The 24,383-nt window shown below is 61.7% G+C and carries 28 protein-coding genes; 10 read left to right on the top strand and 18 right to left on the bottom strand.

Annotated elements, in window-relative coordinates; all coding sequences use genetic code 11:
* Window positions 1-186: 186 nt before the first annotated feature.
* The 5 genes from AVHM3334_RS16830 to tnpA all read right to left on the bottom strand — a co-directional run bounded on the left by AVHM3334_RS16830 (window position 187) and on the right by tnpA (window position 3,402).
* On the bottom strand, window positions 187-420 hold the full coding sequence (locus AVHM3334_RS16830; protein WP_284414164.1) for a hypothetical protein: 234 nt from the start codon (window positions 418-420) through the stop codon (window positions 187-189).
* 6 nt (window positions 421-426) lie between these two features.
* A complete protein-coding gene (locus AVHM3334_RS16825) occupies window positions 427-1,008 on the bottom strand; it encodes a plasmid pRiA4b ORF-3 family protein (protein WP_284414162.1) in 582 nt (193 codons plus the stop codon).
* Between the two features lie 2 nt (window positions 1,009-1,010).
* Window positions 1,011-2,576 (bottom strand): IS66 family transposase, encoded by a 1,566-nt coding sequence (gene tnpC, locus AVHM3334_RS16820; protein WP_284414160.1) that lies wholly within the window; start codon window positions 2,574-2,576, stop codon window positions 1,011-1,013.
* A gap of 77 nt (window positions 2,577-2,653) precedes the next feature.
* Window positions 2,654-3,001, bottom strand: coding sequence for an IS66 family insertion sequence element accessory protein TnpB (gene tnpB, locus AVHM3334_RS16815; RefSeq protein ID WP_284414158.1), 348 nt, complete (start codon window positions 2,999-3,001; stop codon window positions 2,654-2,656).
* The gene (gene tnpA, locus AVHM3334_RS16810; protein ID WP_284414156.1) at window positions 2,998-3,402 is read right to left on the bottom strand and encodes an IS66-like element accessory protein TnpA; all 405 of its coding nucleotides are present in this window, start codon (window positions 3,400-3,402) and stop codon (window positions 2,998-3,000) included. Before tnpA ends, tnpB begins: the two co-directional genes overlap by 4 nt.
* A gap of 219 nt (window positions 3,403-3,621) precedes the next feature.
* Here tnpA and AVHM3334_RS16805 point away from each other — a divergent pair, with 219 nt between their 5' ends.
* Together AVHM3334_RS16805 and AVHM3334_RS16800 are read left to right on the top strand one after the other, a co-directional pair.
* Window positions 3,622-4,065 carry a helix-turn-helix domain-containing protein gene (locus tag AVHM3334_RS16805; protein ID WP_284409849.1) on the top strand — a complete coding sequence of 148 codons (444 nt, stop codon included), beginning with the start codon at window positions 3,622-3,624 and terminating at the stop codon, window positions 4,063-4,065.
* On the top strand, window positions 4,065-4,682 hold the full coding sequence (locus AVHM3334_RS16800) for an IS630 family transposase (protein WP_284414154.1): 618 nt from the start codon (window positions 4,065-4,067) through the stop codon (window positions 4,680-4,682). Before AVHM3334_RS16805 ends, AVHM3334_RS16800 begins: the two co-directional genes overlap by 1 nt.
* Window positions 4,683-5,026: 344 nt before the next feature.
* On the opposite strand, the gene AVHM3334_RS16795 is transcribed toward AVHM3334_RS16800, so the two are convergent.
* Window positions 5,027-5,641, bottom strand: coding sequence for a glutathione S-transferase N-terminal domain-containing protein (locus AVHM3334_RS16795; protein ID WP_284414152.1), 615 nt, complete (start codon window positions 5,639-5,641; stop codon window positions 5,027-5,029).
* 101 nt (window positions 5,642-5,742) lie between these two features.
* On the opposite strand from AVHM3334_RS16795, the gene purB reads away from it, so the two are divergent.
* Window positions 5,743-7,122 carry an adenylosuccinate lyase gene (purB, locus tag AVHM3334_RS16790; RefSeq protein WP_284414149.1) on the top strand — a complete coding sequence of 460 codons (1,380 nt, stop codon included), beginning with the start codon at window positions 5,743-5,745 and terminating at the stop codon, window positions 7,120-7,122.
* A 90-nt stretch (window positions 7,123-7,212) separates the two neighbouring features.
* Complete coding sequence (locus AVHM3334_RS16785) at window positions 7,213-7,773, top strand: YaeQ family protein (protein ID WP_284414147.1); 561 nt, start codon at window positions 7,213-7,215, stop codon at window positions 7,771-7,773.
* Window positions 7,774-7,912: 139 nt separating this feature from the next.
* Here the strand turns inward: AVHM3334_RS16785 and AVHM3334_RS16780 are convergent, their stop codons facing one another.
* Together AVHM3334_RS16780 and AVHM3334_RS16775 are read right to left on the bottom strand one after the other, a co-directional pair.
* On the bottom strand, window positions 7,913-8,221 hold the full coding sequence (locus AVHM3334_RS16780) for a putative signal transducing protein (RefSeq protein ID WP_284414146.1): 309 nt from the start codon (window positions 8,219-8,221) through the stop codon (window positions 7,913-7,915).
* A gap of 72 nt (window positions 8,222-8,293) precedes the next feature.
* Window positions 8,294-8,728, bottom strand: coding sequence for a DUF3717 domain-containing protein (locus AVHM3334_RS16775; RefSeq protein WP_284414144.1), 435 nt, complete (start codon window positions 8,726-8,728; stop codon window positions 8,294-8,296).
* Between the two features lie 525 nt (window positions 8,729-9,253).
* Here AVHM3334_RS16775 and AVHM3334_RS16770 point away from each other — a divergent pair.
* The 3 genes from AVHM3334_RS16770 to AVHM3334_RS16760 all read left to right on the top strand — a co-directional run bounded on the left by AVHM3334_RS16770 (window position 9,254) and on the right by AVHM3334_RS16760 (window position 11,143).
* Window positions 9,254-10,006 carry a TerC family protein gene (locus AVHM3334_RS16770; protein ID WP_284414142.1) on the top strand — a complete coding sequence of 251 codons (753 nt, stop codon included), beginning with the start codon at window positions 9,254-9,256 and terminating at the stop codon, window positions 10,004-10,006.
* A gap of 59 nt (window positions 10,007-10,065) precedes the next feature.
* Window positions 10,066-10,545, top strand: a complete 480-nt coding sequence (locus AVHM3334_RS16765; RefSeq protein ID WP_284414141.1) for a hypothetical protein — start codon at window positions 10,066-10,068, stop codon at window positions 10,543-10,545.
* A gap of 241 nt (window positions 10,546-10,786) precedes the next feature.
* On the top strand, window positions 10,787-11,143 hold the full coding sequence (locus AVHM3334_RS16760) for a phage holin family protein (protein ID WP_284414180.1): 357 nt from the start codon (window positions 10,787-10,789) through the stop codon (window positions 11,141-11,143).
* Here the strand turns inward: AVHM3334_RS16760 and AVHM3334_RS16755 are convergent.
* Entirely contained in the window at window positions 11,111-12,607 is a 1,497-nt protein-coding gene (locus tag AVHM3334_RS16755) for a M48 family metalloprotease (protein WP_284414178.1), read from the bottom strand. The genes AVHM3334_RS16760 and AVHM3334_RS16755 overlap by 33 nt on opposite strands.
* Window positions 12,608-12,821: 214 nt before the next feature.
* On the opposite strand from AVHM3334_RS16755, the gene moaC reads away from it, so the two are divergent.
* Window positions 12,822-13,316: a cyclic pyranopterin monophosphate synthase MoaC gene (gene moaC / locus AVHM3334_RS16750; RefSeq protein WP_284414139.1), complete on the top strand. Its 495-nt coding sequence runs from the start codon at window positions 12,822-12,824 to the stop codon at window positions 13,314-13,316.
* Between the two features lie 4 nt (window positions 13,317-13,320).
* Here the strand turns inward: moaC and AVHM3334_RS16745 are convergent, their stop codons facing one another.
* The 4 genes from AVHM3334_RS16745 to AVHM3334_RS16730 form a co-directional block, all read right to left on the bottom strand.
* The gene (locus AVHM3334_RS16745) at window positions 13,321-15,012 is read right to left on the bottom strand and encodes a PglL family O-oligosaccharyltransferase (RefSeq protein ID WP_284414137.1); all 1,692 of its coding nucleotides are present in this window, start codon (window positions 15,010-15,012) and stop codon (window positions 13,321-13,323) included.
* 28 nt (window positions 15,013-15,040) lie between these two features.
* Window positions 15,041-15,547, bottom strand: a complete 507-nt coding sequence (locus AVHM3334_RS16740) for a pilin (protein ID WP_284414135.1) — start codon at window positions 15,545-15,547, stop codon at window positions 15,041-15,043.
* Between the two features lie 235 nt (window positions 15,548-15,782).
* Complete coding sequence (locus tag AVHM3334_RS16735) at window positions 15,783-16,445, bottom strand: FHA domain-containing protein (protein ID WP_284414133.1); 663 nt, start codon at window positions 16,443-16,445, stop codon at window positions 15,783-15,785.
* Window positions 16,446-16,496: 51 nt separating this feature from the next.
* Complete coding sequence (locus tag AVHM3334_RS16730; RefSeq protein WP_284414131.1) at window positions 16,497-17,303, bottom strand: Stp1/IreP family PP2C-type Ser/Thr phosphatase; 807 nt, start codon at window positions 17,301-17,303, stop codon at window positions 16,497-16,499.
* Window positions 17,304-17,435: 132 nt separating this feature from the next.
* On the opposite strand from AVHM3334_RS16730, the gene AVHM3334_RS16725 reads away from it, so the two are divergent.
* Complete coding sequence (locus AVHM3334_RS16725; RefSeq protein WP_284414129.1) at window positions 17,436-17,588, top strand: hypothetical protein; 153 nt, start codon at window positions 17,436-17,438, stop codon at window positions 17,586-17,588.
* Window positions 17,589-17,676: 88 nt separating this feature from the next.
* On the opposite strand, the gene AVHM3334_RS16720 is transcribed toward AVHM3334_RS16725, so the two are convergent.
* The 3 genes from AVHM3334_RS16720 to sucC all read right to left on the bottom strand — a co-directional run bounded on the left by AVHM3334_RS16720 (window position 17,677) and on the right by sucC (window position 20,578).
* Window positions 17,677-18,378, bottom strand: coding sequence for a TerC family protein (locus tag AVHM3334_RS16720; protein WP_284414127.1), 702 nt, complete (start codon window positions 18,376-18,378; stop codon window positions 17,677-17,679).
* Between the two features lie 127 nt (window positions 18,379-18,505).
* A complete protein-coding gene (sucD, locus tag AVHM3334_RS16715; RefSeq protein WP_010464520.1) occupies window positions 18,506-19,402 on the bottom strand; it encodes a succinate--CoA ligase subunit alpha in 897 nt (298 codons plus the stop codon).
* Window positions 19,403-19,417: 15 nt separating this feature from the next.
* A complete protein-coding gene (sucC, locus tag AVHM3334_RS16710; RefSeq protein ID WP_284414120.1) occupies window positions 19,418-20,578 on the bottom strand; it encodes an ADP-forming succinate--CoA ligase subunit beta in 1,161 nt (386 codons plus the stop codon).
* 169 nt (window positions 20,579-20,747) lie between these two features.
* On the opposite strand from sucC, the gene argC reads away from it, so the two are divergent.
* The gene (gene argC, locus AVHM3334_RS16705; RefSeq protein ID WP_284414118.1) at window positions 20,748-21,680 is read left to right on the top strand and encodes an N-acetyl-gamma-glutamyl-phosphate reductase; all 933 of its coding nucleotides are present in this window, start codon (window positions 20,748-20,750) and stop codon (window positions 21,678-21,680) included.
* 98 nt (window positions 21,681-21,778) lie between these two features.
* Here the strand turns inward: argC and dprA are convergent, their stop codons facing one another.
* Both dprA and AVHM3334_RS16695 read right to left on the bottom strand, forming a co-directional pair.
* A complete protein-coding gene (gene dprA / locus AVHM3334_RS16700; RefSeq protein WP_284414116.1) occupies window positions 21,779-22,984 on the bottom strand; it encodes a DNA-processing protein DprA in 1,206 nt (401 codons plus the stop codon).
* A 72-nt stretch (window positions 22,985-23,056) separates the two neighbouring features.
* The gene (locus AVHM3334_RS16695) at window positions 23,057-24,265 is read right to left on the bottom strand and encodes a LysM peptidoglycan-binding domain-containing protein (protein WP_284414114.1); all 1,209 of its coding nucleotides are present in this window, start codon (window positions 24,263-24,265) and stop codon (window positions 23,057-23,059) included.
* Window positions 24,266-24,383 lie beyond the last annotated feature (118 nt).

Raw genomic sequence — 24,383 nt, 5'->3', positions numbered from 1 at the left:
GTCGGGCATGCTTATGGCTGTTCATCTGGTTGGGTGTCCTGAGCGGATTGGGTGTTTGGCGACTTCCAGTCTCTCAAACCCAATCCGGATGAACACCGGATACAACCTATTGAAACTTCACATCTAGACTCCCGCACGGTAAGCGTCGTCTCAGCACCCCCTCTTGACGCGGGATCGACGGAAGAACTACAGCAGGTCGCTCTCGCCGTCGTTGACCTCATCGACGAACGTGTCGTTTGACCAAGCCAGGCCGATGGCCTTGTTCAAGCGTTTGAGCAAGACGTTGAGGCTCTCACCGTCGCGACGCACGAGCATGGCCAGGCAGTTGCTGCCATCGGCGGCCGTGGCGACGCACTCGTGCGGCGGCAGCGCACCTATCGTGATGTCGCCGCCGTCCTCGATGTAGTTCGTCCGAGCCATTGCCGTTCAGACCTTGACCTCGGCGAGCCGGGCGTTGATCTCGATGGTGTCGAAGGCCAACGGGTCCCAGGTATCGGCACCGAGCCATTCGACCAGGTTGCCGTGTTCGGGATCGTCAGGGTTCGCCATGGCCCGCACGAACTGCGCATAGCCCGGTGCGCCTCCACAATCCTCCGGCGGCGTTGCACAGGCACCGCCGGCACAGAACGGGAGCACGAACTCCAGAATCGGTGCGATCTTCTTGTCGACCTTGATGCGGTGGTCCCAGTAGTCCCCGAAGTCGTAGACGTAGCTCAGCGTCGACCGGTTCAAGGCGGTGGTCAGTCGCGTGCTCTCGCTGGTGATCGAGCCAGGATCGTCGTAAATCGGATCTGGTGTGCCATACCGCTGGCCGTCGCCAGCGATGAACTCGTGCAGATGCGAGTGGCCCCAGCCGAAGGCTGCCTGGATGACAAGGTGCAGCTTGGCCAGGGTGATGGTGTCCGGCACCAGAACGCGGCGCCAGACCTTGGGCTTGGTGCCGCGCAATTCGATGTGCAGTTGCAGGATCGCCGCTGGTGCCTTGATACGTTGAACCTTGCTCGCCATGCTCAAGCTGCTTGTCGTTGGTCTTCGGCGTGTCGGCCGATGTTCCACGGCAGCAACTCGTCGATGCGGTTAATCGGATGGTCTGCGATGCGCCCGAGTACACCACGCAGGTAGGCCTCGGGGTCGAGCCAGTTCAGCTTGGCCGTCTCCACCAGGCTGTAGATGGCCGCAGCGCGCTCACCCCCGGCGTCCGAGCCCATGAACATGAAGTTCTTGCGGCCCAGGCTCACCCCGCGCAGCGCGCGCTCGGCGGCATTGTTGTCGATCTCGATGCGCCCGTCGTCACGGTAGCGCGTCAACGACCCGAGCAGCGTGAGCGTGTAGCCAATGGCGCGCGCTAACTCCGACTTGGCCGACATCTGTGCGAGCATCCCTGGCAACCAGGCGAACAGCTCCTCGAGCAGCGGCCCGGCTCGCGCCTGGCGCTCCCGGCATCGCTCATCCGGTGGGCGGCCGCAGATGTCGGCTTCGATCGCATACAGCGCACCGATGCGCCTGAGCGCTTGCTCGGCAATCGAGCCCGGCGCACGGCCCTGGCTCTCGTGCAGATCCCAGAACGGCCTGCGCGCATGGGCCCAGCACGAAGCCTCGATGACGTTGCCGTTTGCATAGAGCTTGGCGAAGCCTGCGTATGCATCGGCCTGCAGGACACCCTTGAAGTTCTTCAGGTACGCCTGGGGGGGTGCGCCCTTGCGGTCGGGCGAGTAACGCAACCACGCCGCTGGTGCATCGTTGCTCGCCGAGGCGCGATCGTCACGCACGTAGACCCAGAGCCTTCCAGCCTTGGTCTTGCCGCGCCCGGGTGAGAGCACAGCCACCGGCGTGTCGTCGGCATGCAGCTTGGAGCCCGCCAGCACATAGCGCCCGAGCGCTGCGACCAGTGGGTCCAAGAGCTTCTCGCTCTGGCCGACCCAGCCAGCCATCGTGGAGCGCTCGATCAGTACGCCCTCGCGGGCGTAGATCCGGCTCTGACGGTACAGCGGCTGGTGATCGCAATACTTGGCGACCAGGACGTGGGCCAGCAGCCCGGGACCGGCCACGCCGCGGACGATGGGCCGGCTCGGCGCTTCCACCTGGAAGATCGATTCGCACGCCATGCAGGCGAGCTCCGGGCGCACATGACGGATCACCTTGAAGCGCGAGGGCACGTACTCCAGTTGTTCCGAGACGTCCTGGCCGATCTGCCGCAGCCGGCCACCACAGGCGCTGCAGCCGCAGGACTGGCCGGCGGCATCACGCCGCGCATCCGATGTCTCGGCCCGGTACACATGGTTTTCCCGCGGCAGGTGTGCGGGCAGGCTTCGGTCGAAGCCTTCGCTGTTGGCCGCTTGCGCCTTCGGAATCTCCGCGACCATTGCAAGCTCAGGGACCGACAGGCCTTCGATTAACGCGATCTGCGGATCGTCCATCTGCTCGCTGGAGGTGCCGAAGCGGGCGCGGACCTGGCGCAGCAACTGCACCTTGAGCTTGTCGACGAGCAGCTTGAGCAGGGCGACTTCGGCGTCCCGCGCCTGCAGGACACGCAGCAGCGAGTCGACGTTGTGGGGCACGTGGTTGGCGTTCGGCACGCCCTCTACTATGCCATCGGACGTGCCCTGAATTGACCGCGACCAGCGCGTTCAGAAGACGAATTCTTGAGCGCAGTTCAAGCTGCGAGCGCGGGCTGATCGGTGCGCGTCGGCATGCGCCAGTCGATGCCTTCGAGCAGCATGGAGAGTTGCGCCGGCGTGAGCGAGACCTTGCCGCCTTGCGCCTGCGGCCAGACGAAGCGGCCGCGCTCCAGGCGCTTGGCCAGCAGCAGCAACCCTTGGCCATCGAACCACAGCACCTTGAGCATGTCGCCGCGCCGGCCGCGGAAGACGAAGACGTGACCGCAGAAGGGGTTGGCCGACAGCGCCGTCTGCACCATCGCCGACAGGCCGTCAAAGCCCTTCCTCATGTCGGTGTGGCCGGCAACGAGCCAGACGCGGGTGCTTGTGGGAAGGCCGATCATGTGCGCAACGCCAGCGCATCGAGGACGACGCCCAGGCGCTGTGCGTCGACCGAGCCATGCAGACGGATCTTCGCACCGTGGACTTCGATCTCGATGCTCTGCGGCGAGGGGACAGGCGATGCCGAGGGCTGACTCTGCGCCGGCTGCTCACGCAACGTCACTGGCAGCAGCGTCGGCCTCGACACGGGCGCACGAGCCCTCGCACCGGACTGGGCGATCCAGCGGCGCAACAGGTTCGCGTTGATCCCGTGTGCCAACCCTGTCGCAGCCACCGAGGTCCCTGGCACCTGGCATTGCCGGACCAATTCGTCCTTGAACGCTTCGGCGCAGATGCGCTTACCGTTGCTCAGCACGCCGGGCTGCAAATGGTCCACAGGCTCTCTCTCGATCAGGTCTTCCATCTTGCGTCCATTACTCAATGCGGTGGACACAAGCTTGCCCCCTCACAACAGCGGGAGATCAAGAGGGTGCTGAGAGGACGCTTACCCCGCACAGGGGCGCCCCTCCGGCACACCCGTTCCGGCCAGTGCGCATATCCCAGTGATCTAGTACATTGACACGTAATTAACGAAACGTTAATACACTCCATCTATCGTCACTCAATAGATGGAGATGTTCTCATGCGTCAGACGGAACTGCACTTGAGCGAGGGAGACCGGGCGGTTGTTGAGGAGATACGCAGCAAGGGACTGAGACACTCCCGAGAAGTCAATCGAGCACACGTCCTGTCGTGCCTGGATCGCGGGATTCCAGAGGCTCAGATCCTGGCAGTTCTGGGAATCGGGCGTACATCGCTGTGGCGAACGCGATCGGCGTATCTGCAAGGCGGCGTGGAACTCGCTGTTTTCGATGTCGCGCGCTCCGGCAGGCCGGCGCAGTACGACACGGATGCCCAGGCGCGAGTGATGGCACTGGCCTGCTCCAGTCCACCTGCAGGCAAGCAGCGGTGGACGATCGTGGAGCTTGAACGCGCTGCGCGCTTGGAGCCAGGTCTGTCCAATGTGAGCCGCGAGACCGTTCGCCGCATGCTTAAAAAAACGATCTCAAGCCCTGGCGGCGGCTGATGTGGTGCATCGGCACTCCCTTGCGACGCGACGAGCCGGTGATCTGCATGGACGACAAGAGCTTGCAACTGATCGGCCACAGCAGGGCGCCACTTCCGATGAAACCTGGAGTCGCGGGCAAGCAGGACTATGAATATGTCCGCAACGGCACGACGAACTTGTTCGTGGCTGTCGAACCCAAGGCGGGCCAGCGAGTCGTGTCCGTCACTGAGCGCAGGGGTAAATTTGACTTCGTCACCTTCATCGACGAGCTGCTGGCCAGCAGGTATGCCAAGGCACGGCGTGTCCATCTGGTGCTGGACAACTTGAACATTCACTTCAGGAAGTCCCTCGATGACGTGCTGGGTCAAAGCGCGGCAGCCAAACTGCTGCGCCGAGTGCAGTTCCACTACACGCCAAAGCACGCGAGTTGGCTCAACATGGCCGAGATCGAGATCGGCATCCTCATTCGTCAGTGCCTTGATCGCCGCGTTCCCAATCCTGGCGCGCTGCAAGTCGAGGTGGATGCCTGGCAGCACGCAAGGAATGCGCTACAGCGCACCATCGACTGGAAGTTCACCCGACAGGATGCCGATCAAAAACTCGGCAACCATTACGTTCCAAAACTTACGTGTTGATGTACTGGGGCGTCCTCCCGCGACCGTGCCCGGTACGCTGAAAGTTACATTTTTTGAAAGTTCTAACGCCAAAGGCACTGGAACTTTCAACGGCAGCCCCTACTCTAGTAAGCACTGATGGCGACGGCGCCGCACCCCATCAACCCTTTACTGTTGCGAAGCCTTTCGGACCCTGGTGGTTCGACTGAAACCCTGAAGCGCTTCTCCTCCCTCCCTCTCTAATTCGTTTCGGGACGCTTCGCAACTTTTTTATTCCGCCAGAAAAAAGCGCGCCACCTTCACAGGTGGCGCGCTTTTGGCTTGATAGGCGCGGTTCAGGGCGCCGGCAAAGCACCGGATTCGATCTACGCCGGCCGCGTGTCGGCAAAGCTCGCGCGCTGCTCCAGCTTGTCGAGCAGGCGGGCGAGATTCGTGTGCTCTGCGCGCCATTCGATCTCCGGGAAACGGAAGCCGATCCAGCTGAGAGCGCAGCCCACTGCGATGTCGGACAAGCTCATGTGGATACCGCTGCAATACGGCTTTTCGCCCAGGCCCTGGGCCATGGCCTTGATGCCAGCGTTGACCTTGCCCAGCTGCCGATCGATCCATGCCTGGCTGCGTTCGCCGTCCTGGCGCCCGGCCCAGCGGGACTCCAGCCGCGCGAGCACGCCGGCATCCATCACGCCGTCGGCCAGGGCCTCCCAAGTCTTGACCTCTGCGCGCTCGCGGCCCTGCGTGGGGATCAGGCGGCCCACGGGGGACAGGGTGTCCAGGTATTCGACGATCACGCGCGAATCGAACACGGCCTCGCCGCCTTCCATGACCAGGCAGGGCACCTTGCCCAACGGATTGGAGGTGGCGATGGTGGTGTCTTCGGCCCAGACGTCTTCCTCGAGGAAGCGGTAATCCAGCTTCTTCTCGGCCATCACGATGCGCACTTTGCGCACATAGGGGCTGGCTGAGGATCCGATCAATTTCATGGTGTTCTTCCGGGCACGGCAGGGGACAGGGTCGAGGCCGCTGATTTTATGGGCAGTCTTGCCATCTAGCTTACAGGCAGCGCCACCTACAATCCCCGCCCATGAGCCTGTCCACCATCACCGCCCTCTCGCCCCTCGACGGCCGCTACGCCGCCAAACTTTCCGCCCTGCGCCCGATCATGAGCGAGCACGGCTACATGCACCGCCGGGTGCAGGTGGAAGTCGCCTGGTTCATCGCCCTGTCGGACGCCGGCTTTGCCGAGTTCAAGCCGCTCACCACCGGCGCCCGCGCCTATCTGCTGGGGCTGGTGAAGAATTTCTCCGAAGCCGATTCGACCGCGATCAAGGACATCGAAAAGACCACCAACCACGACGTGAAGGCCGTGGAATATTGGCTCAAGGGCAAGTTCGAAGCCCGCCCCGAACTGGAAAAAGCCGCCGAGTTCGTGCACTTCGCCTGCACCAGCGAAGACATCAACAACACCAGCCACGCCCTGCAACTGCGCTCCGGCCGCGACCAGGTCGTGCTGCCGGGCCTGGACCGCATCGTGCTCAAGCTGCGTGAAATGGCCCACATGTACGCCGCCATCCCCATGCTGAGCCGCACCCACGGTCAGACCGCCAGCCCCACCACGGTGGGCAAGGAGCTCGCCAACGTCGTCGTGCGTCTGCAGACCGCCTGCGAGCGCGTGGCTTCGGTGAAGATGCTGGGCAAGATGAACGGCGCGGTCGGCAACTACAACGCCCACCTGTCCGCCTGGCCCGACTTCGACTGGGAAACCTTCAGCAAGCGCGTCATCGAGACGCCCGAGCCGTTGGGCCTGGGCCTGACGTTCCAGCCCTACAGCATCCAGATCGAGCCGCACGACTACATGGCCGAGCTGTTCGATGCCGTGGCGCGCGCCAATACGATCCTCATCGACCTGTCGCGGGACATCTGGGGTTATGTGAGCCTGGGCTACTTCAAGCAAAAGCTCAAGGCCGGCGAGATCGGCTCCTCGACCATGCCGCACAAGGTCAATCCGATCGATTTCGAGAACGCCGAAGGCAACCTCGGCCTCGCCAACGCGCTGCTCAAGCACCTGTCCGAAAAGCTGCCCGTGAGCCGCTGGCAGCGCGACCTGACCGACAGCACCGTGCTGCGCAACATCGGCGTGGCGCTGGGCTATTCGGCGCTGGCGTATGCCTCGCTGATGACCGGCCTGAACAAGCTCGAACTGAACGAAGAGGCGCTGTCGGACGACCTGAACGCCTCCTGGGAAGTGCTGGCCGAGCCGATCCAGACCGTCATGCGCCGCTTCGGCGTGCCCGGCGCCTACGAAAAGCTCAAGGAAGTCACCCGCGGCAAGACGGTGACGGCAGAAGCCCTGCACGGGCTGATCCGCAGCCTGGAAATTCCCGAAGCCGAAAAAGAACGCCTGCTCGCCATGACGCCCGGCAGCTACATCGGCAAGGCCGCCGAGCTGGCGCGCCGCGTCTGACCGCCTCTTTCTCGCCAGGGTTGAAGCCCTTTTGCCGTTCCGCGCCTGTGCATCGGGCGCGGAACGCTATATTTTTGTGAGCACCAGCCCATGGCCATCAAGTCCACCATCTTCAAGGCGAATCTGCAGATCGCCGACATCGACAACAGCTACTACGCCGACCATTCGCTCACGCTGGCCCGCCATCCGAGCGAGACCGACGAACGCATGATGGTGCGGCTGGCCGCCCTCGCATTGAACGCCCACCAGTTGCAGGCCGTGTGCCAGGGCGACGGCACCCTGGCCTTCGGCGCGGGGCTGTCCGACCCGGATGATCCGGACGTCTCCCTGACCGACTTCACCGGCCGCAAGCGCGTATGGATCGAAGTCGGCCAGCCCGAGGACAAGCCGCTCACCAAGGCCTGCAGCAAGTCGGACGCCGTGATCGTGTACTGCTTCCACCATGCCGCCGAGGTGTGGTGGAAAGGCATCCAGACGAAGCTGTCGCGCCTGGACAAGCTGCAGGTGTGGCGCCTGCCGGCCGAGGCCTCGCAGGCGATGGCCGCGCTCGCCGAGCGGAGCATGCAACTGCAGGCCACGGTGCAGGAAGGCGCGCTGACCCTGAGCAGCAACCTGGGCAGCGTGCATGTGGAGCCCCAGCGCTGGAAGTGAGTGGACGGTGCGCGCAGCCAGCCGCGCAAAGAACTTGAAGCCAAATCGCCCTCCAGCGCATGATTGACTAGGGCAGTTAGCTATCAAAAAGTGAGCAACCGATCCTGTCAGGTCGCTTGGCGCGCCGGTGGCTGCGGCGCTATGCAGGCTGGGGCATCAGCGCGCCGCACTGCCAGCACTGCTCGAACCCGCCCTCCACCATTTCGCCGCAGCCGCACAGCCAGCGCCGCTGGGGCAGGTTCTGCAGCGCCTGCAGCAGTTGCCGTGCCCGACCCGCATGCTCGTCATGCTCCAGCCAGATCTCGGGCAGGCACTGGTCGGGCGGCAGGTGCCCGGCGGCGGCACCCAGGTATTGCCGCTGCACCGACGCCGGCATGCCGCCCTCGCGCAGCAGGTCGGCCCACAGGGTGGCGATCGCGATGTTGGGGGCCTGGGTCAAGCGGAGCATGAACCCACCATAGCCGCTGTCCAGCAGCCCGTAAAGGGTGTTCGGCCTGGGGGCACGCCGCCCGGCGCCCGATCAACCGGCTGGCTTGGCATCGGCCGGCGCACCTTCCGCCGCGCGCTCGGCGTAGCGGTTGAAACGCCAAGCCGAGCTTTCCAGCGTGATCCGGCGCCACACGGTGCGCTTTTCGACCGGCGTCATCGCCAGCCAGTGCTGCACCTCGGCGAAGCTGCGTCCGCAGCCCTTGCATTGCTCGTCGCCCTGGCTGGTGGAGCAGATGGCGATGCACGGGGTGTCGGGCGTGGTCTCGTACCAGGCCCGCCAGGCCGCCATGGCCGCGGGAGGAAAGCCCGCCTCGTCGGCCTCGTCCTCGTGCCAGTACACCATCAGCGCGTAAACCTCGGCCAATGCCACGAGTTCGGGCGAGAGCGTCACCCCATCGGGCGACGGCGATCGGGCGCGCCAGTGGTTGATGGCGGCTTCGATATCGGTGATGTGCAGGACGGCCATGGGTGTTCGAAAAGGGGGCCGATCATACCGCCGCCCGGTTGGGCGCCTTCGGCGCGCTCCGCCCGCCCGGCTGTCGCACAAGACACTCATAAATTGATAGCAATACCACCAATCAAATCAACGGCATGGAGCCTGTTTGGCTCAAAACCGCCGCAGCGTGCGCGAAGCGTTCGCTTGCATGGCCGCTCGCCGCTGTGTTCCAATGCCGGCTTCGAAGGGGAGTAGCTCCCAACCCAGAAGCCCCCCGGCAGGCGCACCGCCCGGGGCGGCTGGGCTTGTCGGTCCTGTCGTCAGTACGAAGCGCAAGCTTCCGGCAGTCCGGGTCCATCCATGCCACGCATGGCGGACTGAGCGAGACCTTTGATGGGCCCTGCGAGGGCTGATCAAGGCCGTCCCTTTCGAACGACGCACCGCGCAACGCGGGCGAGCCTCAGGTCACCCACGCAGTCAGCCCCCGTTCCCGGAGGGACCCGGCGCTACAGGGGTAGCGGGTTCCTCCTCCCGGCCATTGCTTTTGAGGAATTTATGGACTTCTTGACTTCACCCGAGTTCTGGGTCGCGTTGGGGCAGATCATCATCATCGACATCCTGCTCGGTGGCGACAATGCCGTGGTGATCGCGCTGGCCTGCCGCAAGCTGCCGCCCGCGCAGCGGACCAAGGGCATCATCTGGGGCACCGCGGGCGCCATCATCCTGCGCGTCATCCTGATCGCCTTCGCCATGACGCTGCTGGCGCTGCCGTTCCTCAAGTTCGTCGGTGCGCTCCTGCTGGTGTGGATCGGCATCAAGCTGCTGGCCCCCGACGAAGACGGCCATGGCGACGTGGCAGGCAGCGACAAGCTTTTTGCCGCCATCAAGACCATCATCGTGGCCGACCTGGTCATGAGCGTGGACAACGTGATCGCCATCGCCGGTGCGGCCCAGAATGCGGGCGAGCACTCGATGCTGCTCGTGGTATTGGGCCTGCTGATCTCGATCCCGATCATCGTCTGGGGCAGCCAGCTGGTCATCAAGCTCATGGAACGCTTCCCCGTCATCATCACCATCGGCGGCATGCTGCTGGGCTGGATCGCTGGCGGCATGCTGGTCACCGACCCGATCTTCGTCAACACCGAGCGCTGGACCTGGGCACCCAAGCTGGGCACGCTCGACGCGCAAGGCCTGGCCGTGATCTCCGACACGCTGTATTGGGCCGCGCACATCGCGGGCGCCCTGCTGGTGCTGATCGTGGGCAAGGCCATCGCTTCGCGCCGTACCGCACCCGTCCAGCACGGCTGAGCGGAGTTTTCTCTCTTTCCTCGGCCTTCACGGCTCACCGCCAGTCACAAGGAAGCATCATGGGCAACAAAGTCATCGTGTACGTGGACGACGCCGAGCAGGCTCGGCAAATCCTCGCGCCCCTGTCTTCGCAGGCTTCGGCCGGGAAGACGCAATGGGTTCTGGTGGCTTGCGCGCCGCGCATGACGCACCGCATCAGCAAGTGGGTGAGCCACAGCGCGCGTGAGAACTGGCGCACCAAGTGGGCCGACAAGCTGTTCAGCCAGATCCTGCCGTGGCTGCACGCCGAGGGCGTGCAGGCCAGCACGGTGCTGGCCAAAGGCCCGTTGCCTGAACTGCTGGCCCAATTGCAGGCAGAGCACGGCGCTGCCCCCGTGATCGATGCACGCCGCCCCAAGCAGGACGACATGGCGGAACGGCCGGCCACGCCGGTCTCGGCCGCCCCCGTCACCGTGGTGCGCAAGCCATCGCCGCGCCGCTGGTCCTTGCCGGGCACCTTGGCCGGCCTGGGCGCGATGTTCATGTTCGTGGCGGAATAATCCTCCGACCTGGCGGCCAAGCGGCCGCCCGCAGGCTTGCCGGGCTGCGCGCCGCTGACGCGCCGGCAGCCGCTACCATGCTGCTGGATCGCGGCATTCCTGCCGATACCGCTGATCCCACGGCCGGCGAGGCCATCGCCTCGCCGGTTCCACGAAGCGGCGTTGCGCCCATCCGCTGGCCGTCGAACAACCCGCAGGAGCGCCAAGCCTCCGCATGCGGGTGCTATGCTCCCGCGCCATGATGAAACTCATACTCAAATGGTTGCTCAGCGCTGCGGCGCTGTTGTTCGTGGCCTATGTGTACAGCGGGGTGGAAGTGAAAAGCTTCACCAGCGCGCTCATCGCCGCTTTCGTCATCGGCCTGTTCAACGTGGTGCTGCGGCCCGTGCTGGTGGTGCTGACCCTGCCGGTCACCTTCATCACCCTCGGGCTTTTCCTGTTCGTCATCAACGCGCTGATGTTCTGGGCCGCCGCCTCGGTGCTCGGCGACGGTTTTCAGGTGCGGGGCTTCGCCGCTGCGCTGATCGGCTCGCTGATCTATTCGGTGCTCGGCGTGCTCGTCGAATCAGCGCTCGGCGGCCTGTTCCTTAAGAAGTGAATCCACCGCCCTCAGGCGCGTCTCGATGATCGACGCGTCGATGTAATCGGCCGCGTCGCCCCCGCGGCTACCGCTCTTTCGGGCCAGATCCTGCCCCGCCTTGAAGCGGTCCACCGCCGCCTGGTAGTCATAGCGCGCCGCGTGCGCCTCGGCCTCGGCCCGCACCGCGCGCAGTGGGTGGTTCTGCTGCTGCCACACCGCTGCCAGCAAATGCCACACCGTGGCGTCGTGCGGATGCGTTGCCACCCGCGTCTGCAGTGGCCCCGCCATCTCCTGGGCATTGCCGGTGCGCAGCAGGGCCTGCGTGCGCAGCACCATCTCCGGGCGCCTCGGCGACACGGAAGAGCCCGCCACCTGCGATTGCGATTGCGGCTGGGGCAACTGCTGCAGCGCTGCGTTGAAGTCTCCCGCCGCGAATTCGATCTCTGCACCCAGCAACTTGGCCTGCCGCGTTGCCGGCGCATCCCCGCTCACCGCCTCCATCAGCCCCCGCAAGGCATTGCGCGCGGCGGGCACGTCCTGCAACTGGCTGGCACTCAGCGCTGCGGCATACCAAGCCGCTGCCCGACGCGCCAAGGGCTGCGCCGCAAAGCCCGTGCCCTGCGGTTCCGTGGTCCACTGCCGCCACACATCCACGCCCGGACGCGTCAAGACACGCGCACGCGCCGCCATCATCACGTGCTCCAGCGTGGGTACCGGGGGAGCCGCAGCAGACGCGCCGGAAGGCGGTAGCCGCGAATGCATATCCGCAATGCGCTGGGTGGTCAGCGGATGGCTGCGCAGGTAAGGCCAGCTGCCGTTGTCGTTGATGCGATTGGCCTGCTGCAGCTTGTCGAACATCGCCACGAACCCCTGCGGCGCAAAACCCGCCGGCGCCATCAGGCCATAGCCGATGCGGTCGGCCTCGCGCTCCATGTCGCGCGAAAAATTGAGCTGGTTCTGCACCGCCACCGCCTGCCCGCCGATCATCAGCGCCTGCGCCGCATTGGGGCTCTTGCTGGCGGCCAGCGCGCCAAGCACCAGGGCGCCCAGCATGAGCGGCGTCTGACGGTTCTGCTGCGTGATCAGCCGGGAAATGTGCCGCTGCGTGACGTGGCTGAGTTCATGGGCCATCACCGACGCCAACTCGTCGCGCGTGGATACGACGCCGATCAAGCCCAAGTGCACGCCGAAGTAGCCGCCTGGCAGGGCAAAGGCATTGACCGTGCGGTCGCGGCCGAGAAGAATTTCCCACGCGAAGCGCTCGTCCAGTTCGGGGGACAGTTCACCGCGCTCGCGCGCCGCCTTCACCAGGGGTTGGAAGATGCTGTCCACGTACTCGTTGAGCACGGCGTCGTCGATGTAGTCCGGGTCGCGGTAAAGCTCGCGGATGATGCGGTCGCCGAGCTGGCGCTCCTGGGCGGTGGTGAGGTCGGAGTTGTCGCCTAGCGTGGGCAGGCTCGCTTGGGCGTGCGCGGCGGTCATGCCGCACACACCGCTCACGATGAAAAAGGACGCGGCCACCGCCTGACGCACAAGCACCAGAGGCCGTTTTCGATCAAATGGCACGCAAAGTCTCCTGCACTGATTCGGCCGCGCCACCCTGGCCCTGGCCCTGGCCGCTACACATGACCGTATGATGCCCTGGCCCTAAACGTTCCCTGCAAGCGAATGAACCGCATGCAATCCCTAATACTGTATGAGCAATACCGCCGCTCCCTCTGGTCTCACCCACTTCGACACCCAAGGCAAAGCCCAAATGGTGGATGTCGGCGCCAAGCCTGCTACGCACCGTATTGCCGTCGCTAGCGGCCGCATTTTAATGAAGCCGGAAACGCTGTCCCTCATTGAATCTGGGGCGGCAAAGAAAGGTGATGTACTTGGAATTGCACGCATCGCTGGAATCATGGCTGCTAAAAAAACCAGTGATCTGATCCCGCTATGTCATCCATTGGCACTCACAAAATTATTAGTGGATTTTGCGGTGCAACCCCATGAAGCTGCAATCGCATGCAAAGCCATCGTCGAGACAGTGGGGCCGACGGGGGTCGAAATAGAGGCATTGATGGCTGTCCAAGTAGCACTGTTAACTATTTACGATATGTGCAAAGCTGTAGACCGCTCCATGGTTTTACAAGATATTTTTGTAACAGAGAAAAGTGGCGGCACCTCGGGAAATTTCTCTCGCGAATAAATATTTATCTGAATTCGATCTTTTCCAACTCAGGATATTGCTGTACAAGCACAGCCCAACCTTCCACTGCCTCTTTACAGCGTTCGGGCTCGTGAATTTTACAGATCTTCTCCAAGGTGTTGCGAGATATTTCGGGCTGATCATTTAGTCCAGCTGCTAAGGCATATCTGAATAGTACAGGTGGATATCCAAATCTTTCTGACACCGCCTTCATAAAATTCAGTTCTTCAGAGGACATTCTAGGCGTCGCCTCAGTTCTGGCGAAAACCAACAGTGCCTCCAATTGATTCAACACCTGCATCTTGGCAGCGGGGGTCACAAGGCGATCAACGCCTATTCTTGCCGACTCCAATCGCAACTGACGATAATTTTCCTCGGCACGCAAGTAATCTTTTACCAAAAATGTAAAAACCAATATTAATATTGCAAATAATGCCCAGCACAGCTTCTTAGGCATTAAAAAAGCATTTCCTCCCTTACCCCCTGCAGCATCGATTGCACCCATTGCCAAGCCTGCTGGAATTAAAAAATACGAATACTCAAGCGGAAACTCCAACATTCCGTGAATAAAAATTCCACCTAGCGCAACCGCCAACCAAAATACTTTATTATTTAACGCCGAAATTTTTAAACGCCAAATCCATACGATCAACAAAATTAATATAATTCCACCCAATATCAAACCATTCCAAAGAAAAATATCTAAAATAAAATTGTGGCTATGTTCAAAAAGGGATCCAAAATTCTTGTGATCTAAAGCGATTGTTTGTTGCGCCAACCCTACCTGCAACCACCCATACCCCCATATAGGCTCTCTACCAATCGCATCTACCATGGCAAGCCAGTAGGGCACGCGAATGTCTGCCTGCATCTGATCGGCGATTGATCTGCTCGTTGAAAGCATTAACCATTGTGATAACTTCCCCAGTGACAACGCCCCACAGTAGAAGATCACCACTACTATCCCAATTTCAAAACGCTTGAGTCGTAGCCCAATACGATCGCAAAATATTATAAAAAAAGCTCCAAACCATGCAATTTGCAACCACCCGGTTCGCGATTGAGAGAGCACCATCCCGATGAGCAAGAAAATGGTAGTCAGCCAAAAACCAGGCTTACTTAGCACTCTCTGCTGGTGTAGCCAAACGACTCCACACAACCCCATAAAAGATAGCGTGCATAGGTGATTAGGTTGCGCCACATTACCAAAAGGCCGAGCACCAGGTGGAAAATCCACCCCATAAATACCCAGACTGAAGACATTCGTCCATTGAATTAAGGCAATAGCAACTGAAAATATAGACCCAAATACCCAAATAATTGCTAAAACATCAACTCCATTTTTTTCAGGATGATATAAAAATAGATAATTTCCTACCATCACGGAAGCAAACCATATCGCCACATAAAATGCCGCAATAACGCCATCGCCAAAAAAAAGCAATTTACCCGTGATGACCTGCGAAGCAATCGATACCCAAAAGACTATCGGCAAAATAATCAATATTTTTGACAATCTCCATTCTTGGCATCGCAAGAATACAAATGGCAGAACACAGATTAAACCAAGAATAGCTACTGCCTCGTTCCAAGCGGAAGACCAAGGTGAATAATGATTAGGAATTAGCCAAGCCAACGCAGTTAATGCAAGCAAAAATTCCATAATATATAAAATAGCAAAAAAAAGAGCGTGCAAAGCACGCTCCTTGATATTACAAAGACTTTTATGGGGCAAATGTACCCGCAGCTGTCACATTTGATTTGCACGAACCAGGAAGGAACTTAAGAATACTATCACCAGCAGGGGCTCCACAGTCCCACGAACCAACTTGCTTTCCAATATCAGAACTAGCGGTCATAATATTGCCGTCAGTCAGCTTTGGCTCCAAGTAAACAAATTTATTTTCGATGTTCGTGTCGTTAAACCCTTGGGCTTGAACACGCACTTTTCCATTTGCAGTTGTTTTAATGGACTGCACATACTTACTCGTAGCCGACGAGCTTTCGCAACCCCATGCACCTGCGGCAGGAGCGGAAGATGCGGTAGCACTTTGATAGATTTCCGTGATAGTGGTACGGCAGCTGGAGGCAGCCAGAATTACTTCAGACATCTTTGCCTTTTTCGTGTAATCCTGATAAGCAGGCAAAGCCACAGCAGCCAAAATACCGATAATCGCCACAACGATCATCAATTCAATCAGGGTAAAACCCTTTTGCAGATTGCGCTTCATATATCTCTCCAAGGAGGTCGATTGCATATAAAACCTGCAGAGGAATTCTCCAGGTCCGCCCTCCACTCAGCAGATTCCATGCCAATGTGGCGAGGCTGAAAACAAGAGCAGGCAGCCTCCAAAGATGAACTCAAACGCTCGATATTCATCGAATTTGACAAATTTGTCCGCCATCCATGTCACAAGCAGATGCAAGCGTTACGAAGCAACGCATACATCACCACATCTAGAGCTATCAGCTTTGGACGAACTCCATCTCCGTCCCCGCTAATGCAAGCCGGTCTCCATTCTTCAAAAGCACAGGTTCATCCGCCATCAAGGCTCCATTCAGTTGAGGCCGCTGCGCGCCTTCGACATGAGACAAAACGAACCCATGGTGCCGCTTGGTGATTGATGCCACTGCTACACCTGGCTTGCCAATGGTGGTCACCACCTTGACCAGTGCCACTTCGCGCCCCGCAGCAGCCCCTGAGCAAACCCTCACCGACGCGCTCAAGACTGGCGCAGGTATCGACCCGGCCGCGGACAGTGGGGCGGAACGGGAAGTCAATGGCCTTGGCGGCACCATGCCGGGCTTGAACACCATTGTCTTCTCGAAATTCTCGCCCTCGTTCTCCTGGAAGAAGCGGATCTTGTACTTGCCCACTTCCACCGTGTCACCGTTGCGCAATGGCTGGCGCTTGACGGCCTGGCCATTCACATAGGTGCCATTGGTACTGCCGAGATCTTCGACCTCTACCGCGTCGGCAGACACATGAAGCGCGGCGTGCTCGCCACTGACAGCCAGGTTATCGATGACGATGTCGTTGTAGGGGCGCCGTCCGAGGGTCATGCGCTCCTTCGTCAACTGGACTTCCTTGATGACGACTCCGTCAATCGACACGATCATTTTCGGCATGATCAATTCCTCATTCTTTAATTGGTATCGCCGGGTGGCTGATTTCAGTTTTCAATCGGCACGCAAAAATCGCGACATCAAGCCGCGCTTTCTTTCGATGGTTCCCGCCTGCACCAGCAGCACACTGATGTTGTCGCGTCCGCCTCTTGCGTTGGCAGCTTCGATCAAATGGGCGGCTTTATCCTCCAGGGGTTCCTGCGCTGCGGCCAGCGACTGAATCTGATCGTCATCCACCATGTCGGTCAATCCATCCGAGCACATGACGAACAGATCCTGCGGCTCCACGGGAAACTCATTGATTTCTGCCAGTACAGCACTTTCCACGCCAAGGGCGCGGGTCACCAGATTGCGCTGCCCTGATATCGCAGCTTCCTGGGGTGTCAGAATGCCGGCATCCACCTGCTCCTGAAGCCATGAATGGTCGCGTGTGATCTGCCTCAGCACGCCGCCGCGCAGGCAATAGCAACGGGAGTCCCCGATATGTCCAAGAATCAAGCGTCCTGGTAAGAAAACGCCCGCGACCACGGTGGTGCCCATGCCTGAACATTGCGGATTGGTGAGCGAGGCATCGAATATGGCGTGATTGGCACGCTCGATGCAATCTTCCAGCGCGCGGCGCACTTCGGTGGAAGAGACATTGCCGCCGGCCTGGGCGAGCCAACGGGTCATTTCGTCGTGTATCAGCCCCGTCGCCATTCCGCTGGCGACTTCGCCCGCGTTGTATCCGCCCATGCCGTCGGCGAGTACAGCCAGTTGCGCGCTGGCATCGGCGATCACGGCATCTTCATTATTCGAGCGCACCCGTCCTTGATCGGTCCGGGCACAAAACTGGTAGTTCAGCTTGGTTCCCGTGGTCATGCTTCACCCGGCGCAGGGAGAAGCAAGGCTGCGCCGACGGTGGGCGCAGGCTCCATTACGGTTTTTTGAAAATCCCCCATGTCATGCCCTGTTGCGTCTTGTTCCGCATCATAGACGACGGACCTATCGCTTATGGTCCTCCTGGATTTGCCGGTTGCAAGTTTTCATCCCGCTCTGCCTTGGCAGAGCGAAATGCGCAACAAACCCGATACCGAAAAGTACGGCATCAACCAAACAATGATGTCGAGCTGGTTTGATCGGCAGCAATCACGTCTGCTTTACTGAGAAGTCAGTAACTTGGGGAACATTGATCGCCTCGAAAACCGCATGAATGCTGGCTTTCTTGTCTTGGCGTGCTCGGCAAGTTACCGTCTTATGAGTAATTGGCAGCCGCCGAACGCTGCTGTTGGGCCCGCGCTTGCAGGAATTTGCCTGCACCGACGACGAACAATGCGCCGAGCGCCGCAGCCACGTAGTGCAATGATGGATGCGCCAGCACGAAGTCATGCAGCGAGGCATCGCTGGCGATGGTTTCGCCGCCCACCCATCCGATCAAACCTGCGCCCAGCAAAACGATGATGGGAAAACGCTCCATGAGCTTGATCATGAGCGTGCTGCCAAAGATGACGAGCGGAATGCTGATGGCCAGTCCGAGGATCAACAGAACCATGTTGCCATGCGCAGCTGCCGCGACGGCGATCACGTTGTCAAGGCTCATGACCAAGTCGGCAATCAGGATGGTACGGACGGCGGCCATCAGTCCTCCTCCGGACTGGGAGCCTTCGCCGTCTTCATCACCATCGGTCATCAGTTGCAGGCCGATCCACAGCAGCAGGCAGCCACCGATGATCTGCAAAAACGACAGTTCCAAAAGCTTGGCGGCCACCACGGTGAGCGCGATGCGAAGCACCACGGCTGCGCCGGAGCCCCAAAAGATGGCTTTTTTCTGTTGATGCGGAGGGAGCGAGCGCGCAGCCAGTGCGATGACCACGGCGTTGTCGCCGGACAGGATGATGTTGATCCAGACGATCTTGACAAGGCCGATCCAGAAATCGGCCGAGTGCAGCAATTCCATGCGAAGTATCTCCGTGTTATGAATGAAAGAGGCGCCCGAAACCAGGGTTTCGGGCGCCTCTTCTTTTATGGGAGAGCGCAGTTTATCGGGGCTGCAAACCCCTTTCGTCCGTAGTTTTGCTTACGGATTACTTCAGCTGGGCCTTGAGCAGCTTGCCGAGCTCGGAAGGATTGCGGGTGATGATGAAACCCGACTCTTCCATGATGGCGAGCTTGGCATCGGCCGTATCGGCACCGCCGGAGATCAGCGCGCCGGCATGGCCCATGCGCTTGCCGGGAGGAGCGGTCACGCCAGCGATGAAGCCGACGATCGGCTTCTTCATGTTGGCCTTGCACCATTGCGCCGCTTCGGCTTCGTCCGGACCACCGATTTCGCCGATCATGATGACGGCATCGGTGTCTGGATCGTCGTTGAAAGCCTTCATCACATCGATGTGCTTCAAGCCATTGATGGGGTCGCCACCAATGCCCACGGCGCTCGACTGGCCCAGGCCCACTTCGGTCAGCATGGCCACGGCTTCGTACGTCAGCGTGCCGGAACGGCTCACCACGCCGATGCGGCCCTTGCGGTGGATGTGGCCGGGCATGATGCCGATCTTGATTTCATCGGGCGTGATCAGGCCAGGGCAGTTGGGGCCCAGCAGCAGGGTGCGCTTGCCGCCGGCGGCTTCCTTGGCCTTCATCTTGTTGCGCACTTCCAGCATGTCGCGCACCGGGATGCCTTCGGTGATGCAGATGGCCAGGTCCAGGTCGGCCTCGACGGCTTCCCAGATCGCAGCGGCAGCACCTGCGGGCGGCACGTAGATCACCGACACGGTGGCGCCGGTCTGCGATGCGGCTTCCTTGACGGAGGCGTAGATCGGAATGTTGAAGATCGACTCGCCGGCCTTCTTGGGGTTCACGCCCGCTACGAACGCGTTCTTGCCGTTCGCGTATTCCTGGCACTTTTCCGTATGGAACTGGCCGGTCTTGCCCGTGATGCCCTGGGTGATGACCTTGGTGTCTTTGTTGATGTAGATCGACATGTGTGTTCTCCGGGCTTACTTGACGGCAGCAACGATCTTGGTCGCAGCTTCGGCCATGGTGTCTGCGGCGATGATGGGCAGGCCGGATTCGGCCAGCATCTTCTTGCCCAGTTCTTCGTTGGTGCCCTTCATGCGCACGACCAGCGGCACGTTCAGGTTCACGGCCTTGCAGGCGGTGATGACGCCAGTGGCGATGGTGTCGCACTTCATGATGCCGCCGAAGATGTTGACCAGAATGCCTTCGACCTTGGGGTTTTTCAGCATGATCTTGAAGGCTTCGGTCACCTTCTCGGGGGTGGCACCGCCGCCCACGTCCAGGAAGTTGGCAGGCTCGCCGCCGAACAGCTTGATGGTGTCCATGGTGGCCATGGCCAGGCCGGCGCCATTCACCAGGCAGCCGATGTTGCCGTCCAGGCTGATGTAGGCCAGGTCGAATTTGGAGGCTTCCACTTCGGCCGGATCTTCTTCGTCCAGATCGCGGTAGGCCACGATTTCAGGATGGCGGAACAGCGCGTTGGCGTCGAAGTTGAACTTCGCGTCCAGCGCCATCAGGTTGCCCTTGGAGTCGCAGTTCAGCGGATTGATTTCCACCAGCGAAGCATCCGTTTCCATGTAACACTTGTAGATCTTGGCGAAGATGTCCACGGCCTGGTCGATGGAAGCGCCGGTCAAGCCGATGGCGGCGGCGACCTTCTTGCTTTGCTCGGTGGTAATGCCGACGATGGGGTCGATCATCTCGGTGATGATCTTCTCGGGCGTGGAGTGGGCCACTTCCTCGATGTCCATGCCGCCTTCGCTGGAAGCGATCAAGGCGATCTTCTGCGTACCGCGGTCGGTGACCAGCGACACATACAGTTCGTTCTTGATGTCGGCGCCGTCTTCGATATACAGGCGGCGGACCTTCTGGCCTTCGGGGCCGGTCTGGTGCGTCTTGAGCTGCATGCCCAGGATTTCACCGGAGATGCGCTTGACGTCATCGATGGTCTTGGCGACCTTGACGCCGCCGCCCTTGCCACGGCCACCGGCGTGGATCTGGGCCTTGACGACCCAGACGGGGCCGCCGAGCTTTTGAGCCGCTTCCACGGCTTCCTGAACCGTGAAAGCAGGGATGCCGCGCGGAACGGGCACACCAAAATTGCGCAAGATTTCCTTGCCTTGGTATTCGTGAATCTTCATGAGGTCTCTCTCAGGGAAGGATGTTGGTAACCCGTTTGCCATGAGCAGATGTCTGGCCGCGGGCTGGTGACATGGCAACCGGCGACTGTATCATGCTGCGATGCACCATCCCTTGCGGATGTCACGTACCACGGCAGGCCGCCCGAGCCATCTTTTGCAGGAGCATTCCATGTCCAAAGTCTTTATCGATGGCGAAGCAGGCACCACGGGCCTGCAGATCCGCGAGCGCCTGCAGGCCATGCCGCAGGTGCAGCTGGTCAGCATCGCGCCCGAGCAGCGCAAGGACCCGCAAGCCAAGCGTGCACTCATCGCGGGTGTGGACCTCGTCATTCTGTGCCTGCATGACGATGCCGCCCGCGAAACCGTGGCCTTGGTGGACGAGATCGAAAAAGCCACCGGCCGCCGCATCAAGGTGATCGACGCCAGCACGGCGCATCGAACGGCTGCCGGCTGGGTGTTCGGCTTTGCGGAACTGGCGCCTGGCCAGAGCGATGCCGTGGCCTCGGCGACGCGCGTGGCCAACCCCGGCTGCTATGCCACCGGCGCCATTGCGCTGCTGCGCCCGCTGGTCGAGGCGGGCCTGGTGCCCGTGGACTTTCCGCTGGCGCTGCCTTCGGTGAGCGGATATTCGGGGGGCGGACGCTCGATGATCGAGGCTTACGAGAACAAGACCGCTCCGGCCTTCGAGCTTTACGCGCTGGGCCTTTCTCACAAGCACTTGCCCGAGATCATGAAGTACACCGGGCTCACCCGCCGGCCGATTTTCGTGCCGAGCGTGGGCAACTTCCAGCAAGGCATGCTCGTGCAACTGCCCTTGCATCTGGATCTGTTGCCCGGCGCCCCCAAGGCCGCCGATGTGCACGACGCGCTGGCGGCCCACTATGCGAAGAGCAATACGCCGGACCAGTGGGTCAAGGTGTTGCCGCCCACCGAAGACGGCAAGCTCGATGCGCTGGCGCTCAACGACACCAATCAGCTGGAGTTGCGCGTTTTCGCCAATGAGAACCATCGCCATGCACTGGTCGTGGCCCGCCTCGATAACCTGGGCAAGGGCGCCAGCGGCGCTGCAGTTCAGAACATGAAGCTGATGCTGGGCCTTTGAGGCCGAACAGGCGCTGAAGCCGCCCTTTGCGCCAGGCGACTTCAGCGCCATGGTCTGGCGGACCGGCATCGCCAACGCGACGCCATGAATTCAGCGCTTCACGCCCGGCCCATGCGCTGAAAGAGCCCACCGGGCAGGCGAGCCACTTGCCCTTGCAGCTCCAGTTCGAGCAAGGCCACCTGCAGGGCGGCAGCCCCCATTCCGGTACGGGCGACCAGGGCATCCAGGCCTGCGGGGTCGTATCCCAACGCTTGCAGCAGCGCGGCGTGCTCATCGGAAGGCGTTTCGCCCTCGTCATTCAACGAAGGCAGCAACGGCTGCGAGGACGCATCATCAGCCCCTGGCGCCAACGGTGACGCCCTCGGCAATTCCAGCCTCAGTTCTTCCAGCACATCCTGTGCGGACTCGACCAGTTTCGCGCCCTGGCGGATGAGGGCATGGCAGCCGCGCGACTGCGGCGCGTGGATGGAGCCGGGAATGGCGAACACTTCCCGCCCCTGCTCGGCCGCCAGCCGGGCGGTGATCAGCGAGCCCGAGGCCAGCGCCGCCTCCACCACCAGCGTGCCTTGCGAGAGCCCCGCGATGATGCGGTTGCGCTTGGGAAAATTGCCGGCCAGCGGCGGCGTGCCGAGCGGGTATTCACTCACCAGGACACCGTGCTGCGCGATGCGGTGCGCCAAGTCCAGGTTCTTGCGCGGATAGACGCGGTCCAGTCCGGTTCCTACCACGGCGATGGTGGCGGGCAGGCCATCGGCTTCTGTGCCGCCAGCTTCGAGGGCGCCTTCGTGCGCTGCGGCATCCACCCCCAGTGCAAGCCCGGAGACGATGCACAGGCGTGCGCTGCGCAGGGCACGTGCGAACTGCCGCGCATGGTCGGCGCCCTGCGCCGTGGGATTGCGGCTGCCCACGATGGCCACGAACCGCTCCGTCGCCCACAGCGCCGCTGGCCGGTCAAGAAACCGCGGTGCGCCCAGCAGATAGAGCATGAGGGGCGGATCTTCGGTGGCCAGCAGGCCGGGCGGATAGGCAGCGTCGCCGAGCGTCACGATCTGGCGGGCCGGCTGGCCTGGCGCCGCGCCGTGCAGCCATTGCCAGGTGGTTTCGACCAAGGCTCCGAGCGTGGGCGGCACGGTGCCGAGCGCACGGACCTGCGCCGCCGTAGCGCATGCCTGCAGTACAGCGGGCGACGCACCGAAAAGATTGTGCGGCAGACCGAAGGCGGCCAGAAGCCGGCGCGCGGTGCCATTGCCGACACCGGGCGTGAGCGCAAGCCGCAACCAGGCGGCCAGTTCGTCCCGATCCATGGGAGTCAATGCGATGCGGCCCCGTCGCAGCCGGCCCGACAAGGCACCGCCGCAGACCCGGGCCGTCTGTGCCTACTGGGGATTGACGAGGCGGTCGCCGACCCGCACGCCCTGCTGCACCTGCAAGAGCAGCACGTAGGAAACGCGGTCGAACGTGCGAAATACCATGCCGAGGCCGTTGGCCTCGCTCGGCAGCTTGATCATTACCTTGTTCTCGTCCGTCTTGTCCTTGATGCGATCGCCCTTGGTCAGCAGCGTGAGGACATGGCCGGCCTCGATGCCGTCGCGGGTACCGCGGTTGATCGCCACCACCTGGTTCTGTGCGGCGTAGGCCACGGAGGAACTGCCATACAACGACACGACGCGCGCATCCACCGGAGCCTGCGGCGCGCGGGGGGTGTAGCTCGCGTAGCCGCGGGCCGGTGCGGGCAGCAGGCGGTCGCCGGCGCGCATTTCTTCCTTGGCGCTGCGCAGGTCCACCGTGGCGGGGACCACGTCGATCGTGACTTCTCCCTTGGGATCGCGCGTTTCCTCGGTGGTCTCACCGCGCACGAGTTCGGCCTTGCCGACGTACTGGGCTTCATAGCCCAGGATTTCACCGGACTCGGGGTCCTTCATGGGGATGGCATTGCGGAACACGCGGTACTGGCGCGGCACGCCCGGTCCCAGGCGCAGCGGGTTGCCGGTGGCGCCGCGCACATAGGCGCGGTCGCCGCTGGCCATCAACACGCGCTCGTCCACCGTGGCGACGATGCGCGGAGCCTGCTGCAGCGTGAGTTCGTCCACCACCAGCGGCTCGACGAGGAAGGGCTCGATCAGGTGGGGCTGCAAGGTCGGCAGGGCGGTGCCTGCCAGGCTGTCGGTACGGGTGCGGGGCGACACGCGCACGGTGTCGTTGGGCACTTGGCCCGACGGGCTGGTGCGCAGACGGGCGTAGCCATCCACCTTTTCCAGGTAAAGCGTCTGGCCGGGGAAGATCAGATGGGGGTTGGGAATCGCCTGCAGGTTCATGCCCCACAGTTCGGGCCAGCGCCAGGCGCGCTGCAGGTACATGCCGGAGATGCCCCAGAGGGTGTCGCCGCGCTTGACCACGTAGGTGTCCGGTGCGTTGGGCGCCAGCTCCGACATCGGCACGCCCTTGGAGGCGACCTGCTGGGCAGTGGCCCGCTGGTCCGTGGTGACGGGGTAGTTCTGGGCATGCGCCGGGCTGGTCAGCAGGGCCGCGGCCAGAAAAGCCAGCGCCCCCAACGCCGTGGGTCGCAAGCCTGTGGATGCCGTCATGTTGTTCCTCTTGTCATGCATTGCGAAACGCCCCTCGCTGGCGCCAGCGTGTCTTTGTTGGTCACAAAATTCGCCGGTTGATACGTTACAAACCTTCTCGGATTCTCAGCCCAAGCCC

This window comes from Acidovorax sp. SUPP3334, from assembly GCF_030159055.1.
Classification (GTDB): domain Bacteria; phylum Pseudomonadota; class Gammaproteobacteria; order Burkholderiales; family Burkholderiaceae_C; genus Paracidovorax.
This window is presented reverse-complemented; position numbering and strand designations above follow the sequence as displayed.

What these genes read in the sequence shown, in the direction of transcription:
- AVHM3334_RS16760 (WP_284414180.1), top strand. Translation starts at nt 10,787, where the DNA reads ATGAAACTCATACTCAAATGGTTGCTCAGCGCTGCGGCGCTGTTGTTC.
- argC (WP_284414118.1), top strand. Translation starts at nt 20,748, where the DNA reads ATGTCCAAAGTCTTTATCGATGGCGAAGCAGGCACCACGGGCCTGCAG.
- AVHM3334_RS16770 (WP_284414142.1), top strand. Translation starts at nt 9,254, where the DNA reads ATGGACTTCTTGACTTCACCCGAGTTCTGGGTCGCGTTGGGGCAGATC.
- AVHM3334_RS16800 (WP_284414154.1), top strand. Translation starts at nt 4,065, where the DNA reads ATGTGGTGCATCGGCACTCCCTTGCGACGCGACGAGCCGGTGATCTGC.
- AVHM3334_RS16780 (WP_284414146.1), bottom strand. Translation starts at nt 8,221, where the DNA reads ATGCTCCGCTTGACCCAGGCCCCCAACATCGCGATCGCCACCCTGTGG.
- moaC (WP_284414139.1), top strand. Translation starts at nt 12,822, where the DNA reads ATGAGCAATACCGCCGCTCCCTCTGGTCTCACCCACTTCGACACCCAA.
- AVHM3334_RS16720 (WP_284414127.1), bottom strand. Translation starts at nt 18,378, where the DNA reads ATGGAATTGCTGCACTCGGCCGATTTCTGGATCGGCCTTGTCAAGATC.
- purB (WP_284414149.1), top strand. Translation starts at nt 5,743, where the DNA reads ATGAGCCTGTCCACCATCACCGCCCTCTCGCCCCTCGACGGCCGCTAC.
- sucC (WP_284414120.1), bottom strand. Translation starts at nt 20,578, where the DNA reads ATGAAGATTCACGAATACCAAGGCAAGGAAATCTTGCGCAATTTTGGT.
- AVHM3334_RS16805 (WP_284409849.1), top strand. Translation starts at nt 3,622, where the DNA reads ATGCGTCAGACGGAACTGCACTTGAGCGAGGGAGACCGGGCGGTTGTT.
- tnpB (WP_284414158.1), bottom strand. Translation starts at nt 3,001, where the DNA reads ATGATCGGCCTTCCCACAAGCACCCGCGTCTGGCTCGTTGCCGGCCAC.
- AVHM3334_RS16735 (WP_284414133.1), bottom strand. Translation starts at nt 16,445, where the DNA reads ATGCCGAAAATGATCGTGTCGATTGACGGAGTCGTCATCAAGGAAGTC.
- AVHM3334_RS16825 (WP_284414162.1), bottom strand. Translation starts at nt 1,008, where the DNA reads ATGGCGAGCAAGGTTCAACGTATCAAGGCACCAGCGGCGATCCTGCAA.
- AVHM3334_RS16765 (WP_284414141.1), top strand. Translation starts at nt 10,066, where the DNA reads ATGGGCAACAAAGTCATCGTGTACGTGGACGACGCCGAGCAGGCTCGG.
- AVHM3334_RS16775 (WP_284414144.1), bottom strand. Translation starts at nt 8,728, where the DNA reads ATGGCCGTCCTGCACATCACCGATATCGAAGCCGCCATCAACCACTGG.
- AVHM3334_RS16740 (WP_284414135.1), bottom strand. Translation starts at nt 15,547, where the DNA reads ATGAAGCGCAATCTGCAAAAGGGTTTTACCCTGATTGAATTGATGATC.
- AVHM3334_RS16830 (WP_284414164.1), bottom strand. Translation starts at nt 420, where the DNA reads ATGGCTCGGACGAACTACATCGAGGACGGCGGCGACATCACGATAGGT.
- AVHM3334_RS16695 (WP_284414114.1), bottom strand. Translation starts at nt 24,265, where the DNA reads ATGACGGCATCCACAGGCTTGCGACCCACGGCGTTGGGGGCGCTGGCT.
- AVHM3334_RS16730 (WP_284414131.1), bottom strand. Translation starts at nt 17,303, where the DNA reads ATGACCACGGGAACCAAGCTGAACTACCAGTTTTGTGCCCGGACCGAT.
- AVHM3334_RS16785 (WP_284414147.1), top strand. Translation starts at nt 7,213, where the DNA reads ATGGCCATCAAGTCCACCATCTTCAAGGCGAATCTGCAGATCGCCGAC.
- AVHM3334_RS16725 (WP_284414129.1), top strand. Translation starts at nt 17,436, where the DNA reads ATGGTCCTCCTGGATTTGCCGGTTGCAAGTTTTCATCCCGCTCTGCCT.
- tnpA (WP_284414156.1), bottom strand. Translation starts at nt 3,402, where the DNA reads ATGGAAGACCTGATCGAGAGAGAGCCTGTGGACCATTTGCAGCCCGGC.
- AVHM3334_RS16795 (WP_284414152.1), bottom strand. Translation starts at nt 5,641, where the DNA reads ATGAAATTGATCGGATCCTCAGCCAGCCCCTATGTGCGCAAAGTGCGC.
- sucD (WP_010464520.1), bottom strand. Translation starts at nt 19,402, where the DNA reads ATGTCGATCTACATCAACAAAGACACCAAGGTCATCACCCAGGGCATC.
- dprA (WP_284414116.1), bottom strand. Translation starts at nt 22,984, where the DNA reads ATGGATCGGGACGAACTGGCCGCCTGGTTGCGGCTTGCGCTCACGCCC.
- AVHM3334_RS16755 (WP_284414178.1), bottom strand. Translation starts at nt 12,607, where the DNA reads ATGACCGCCGCGCACGCCCAAGCGAGCCTGCCCACGCTAGGCGACAAC.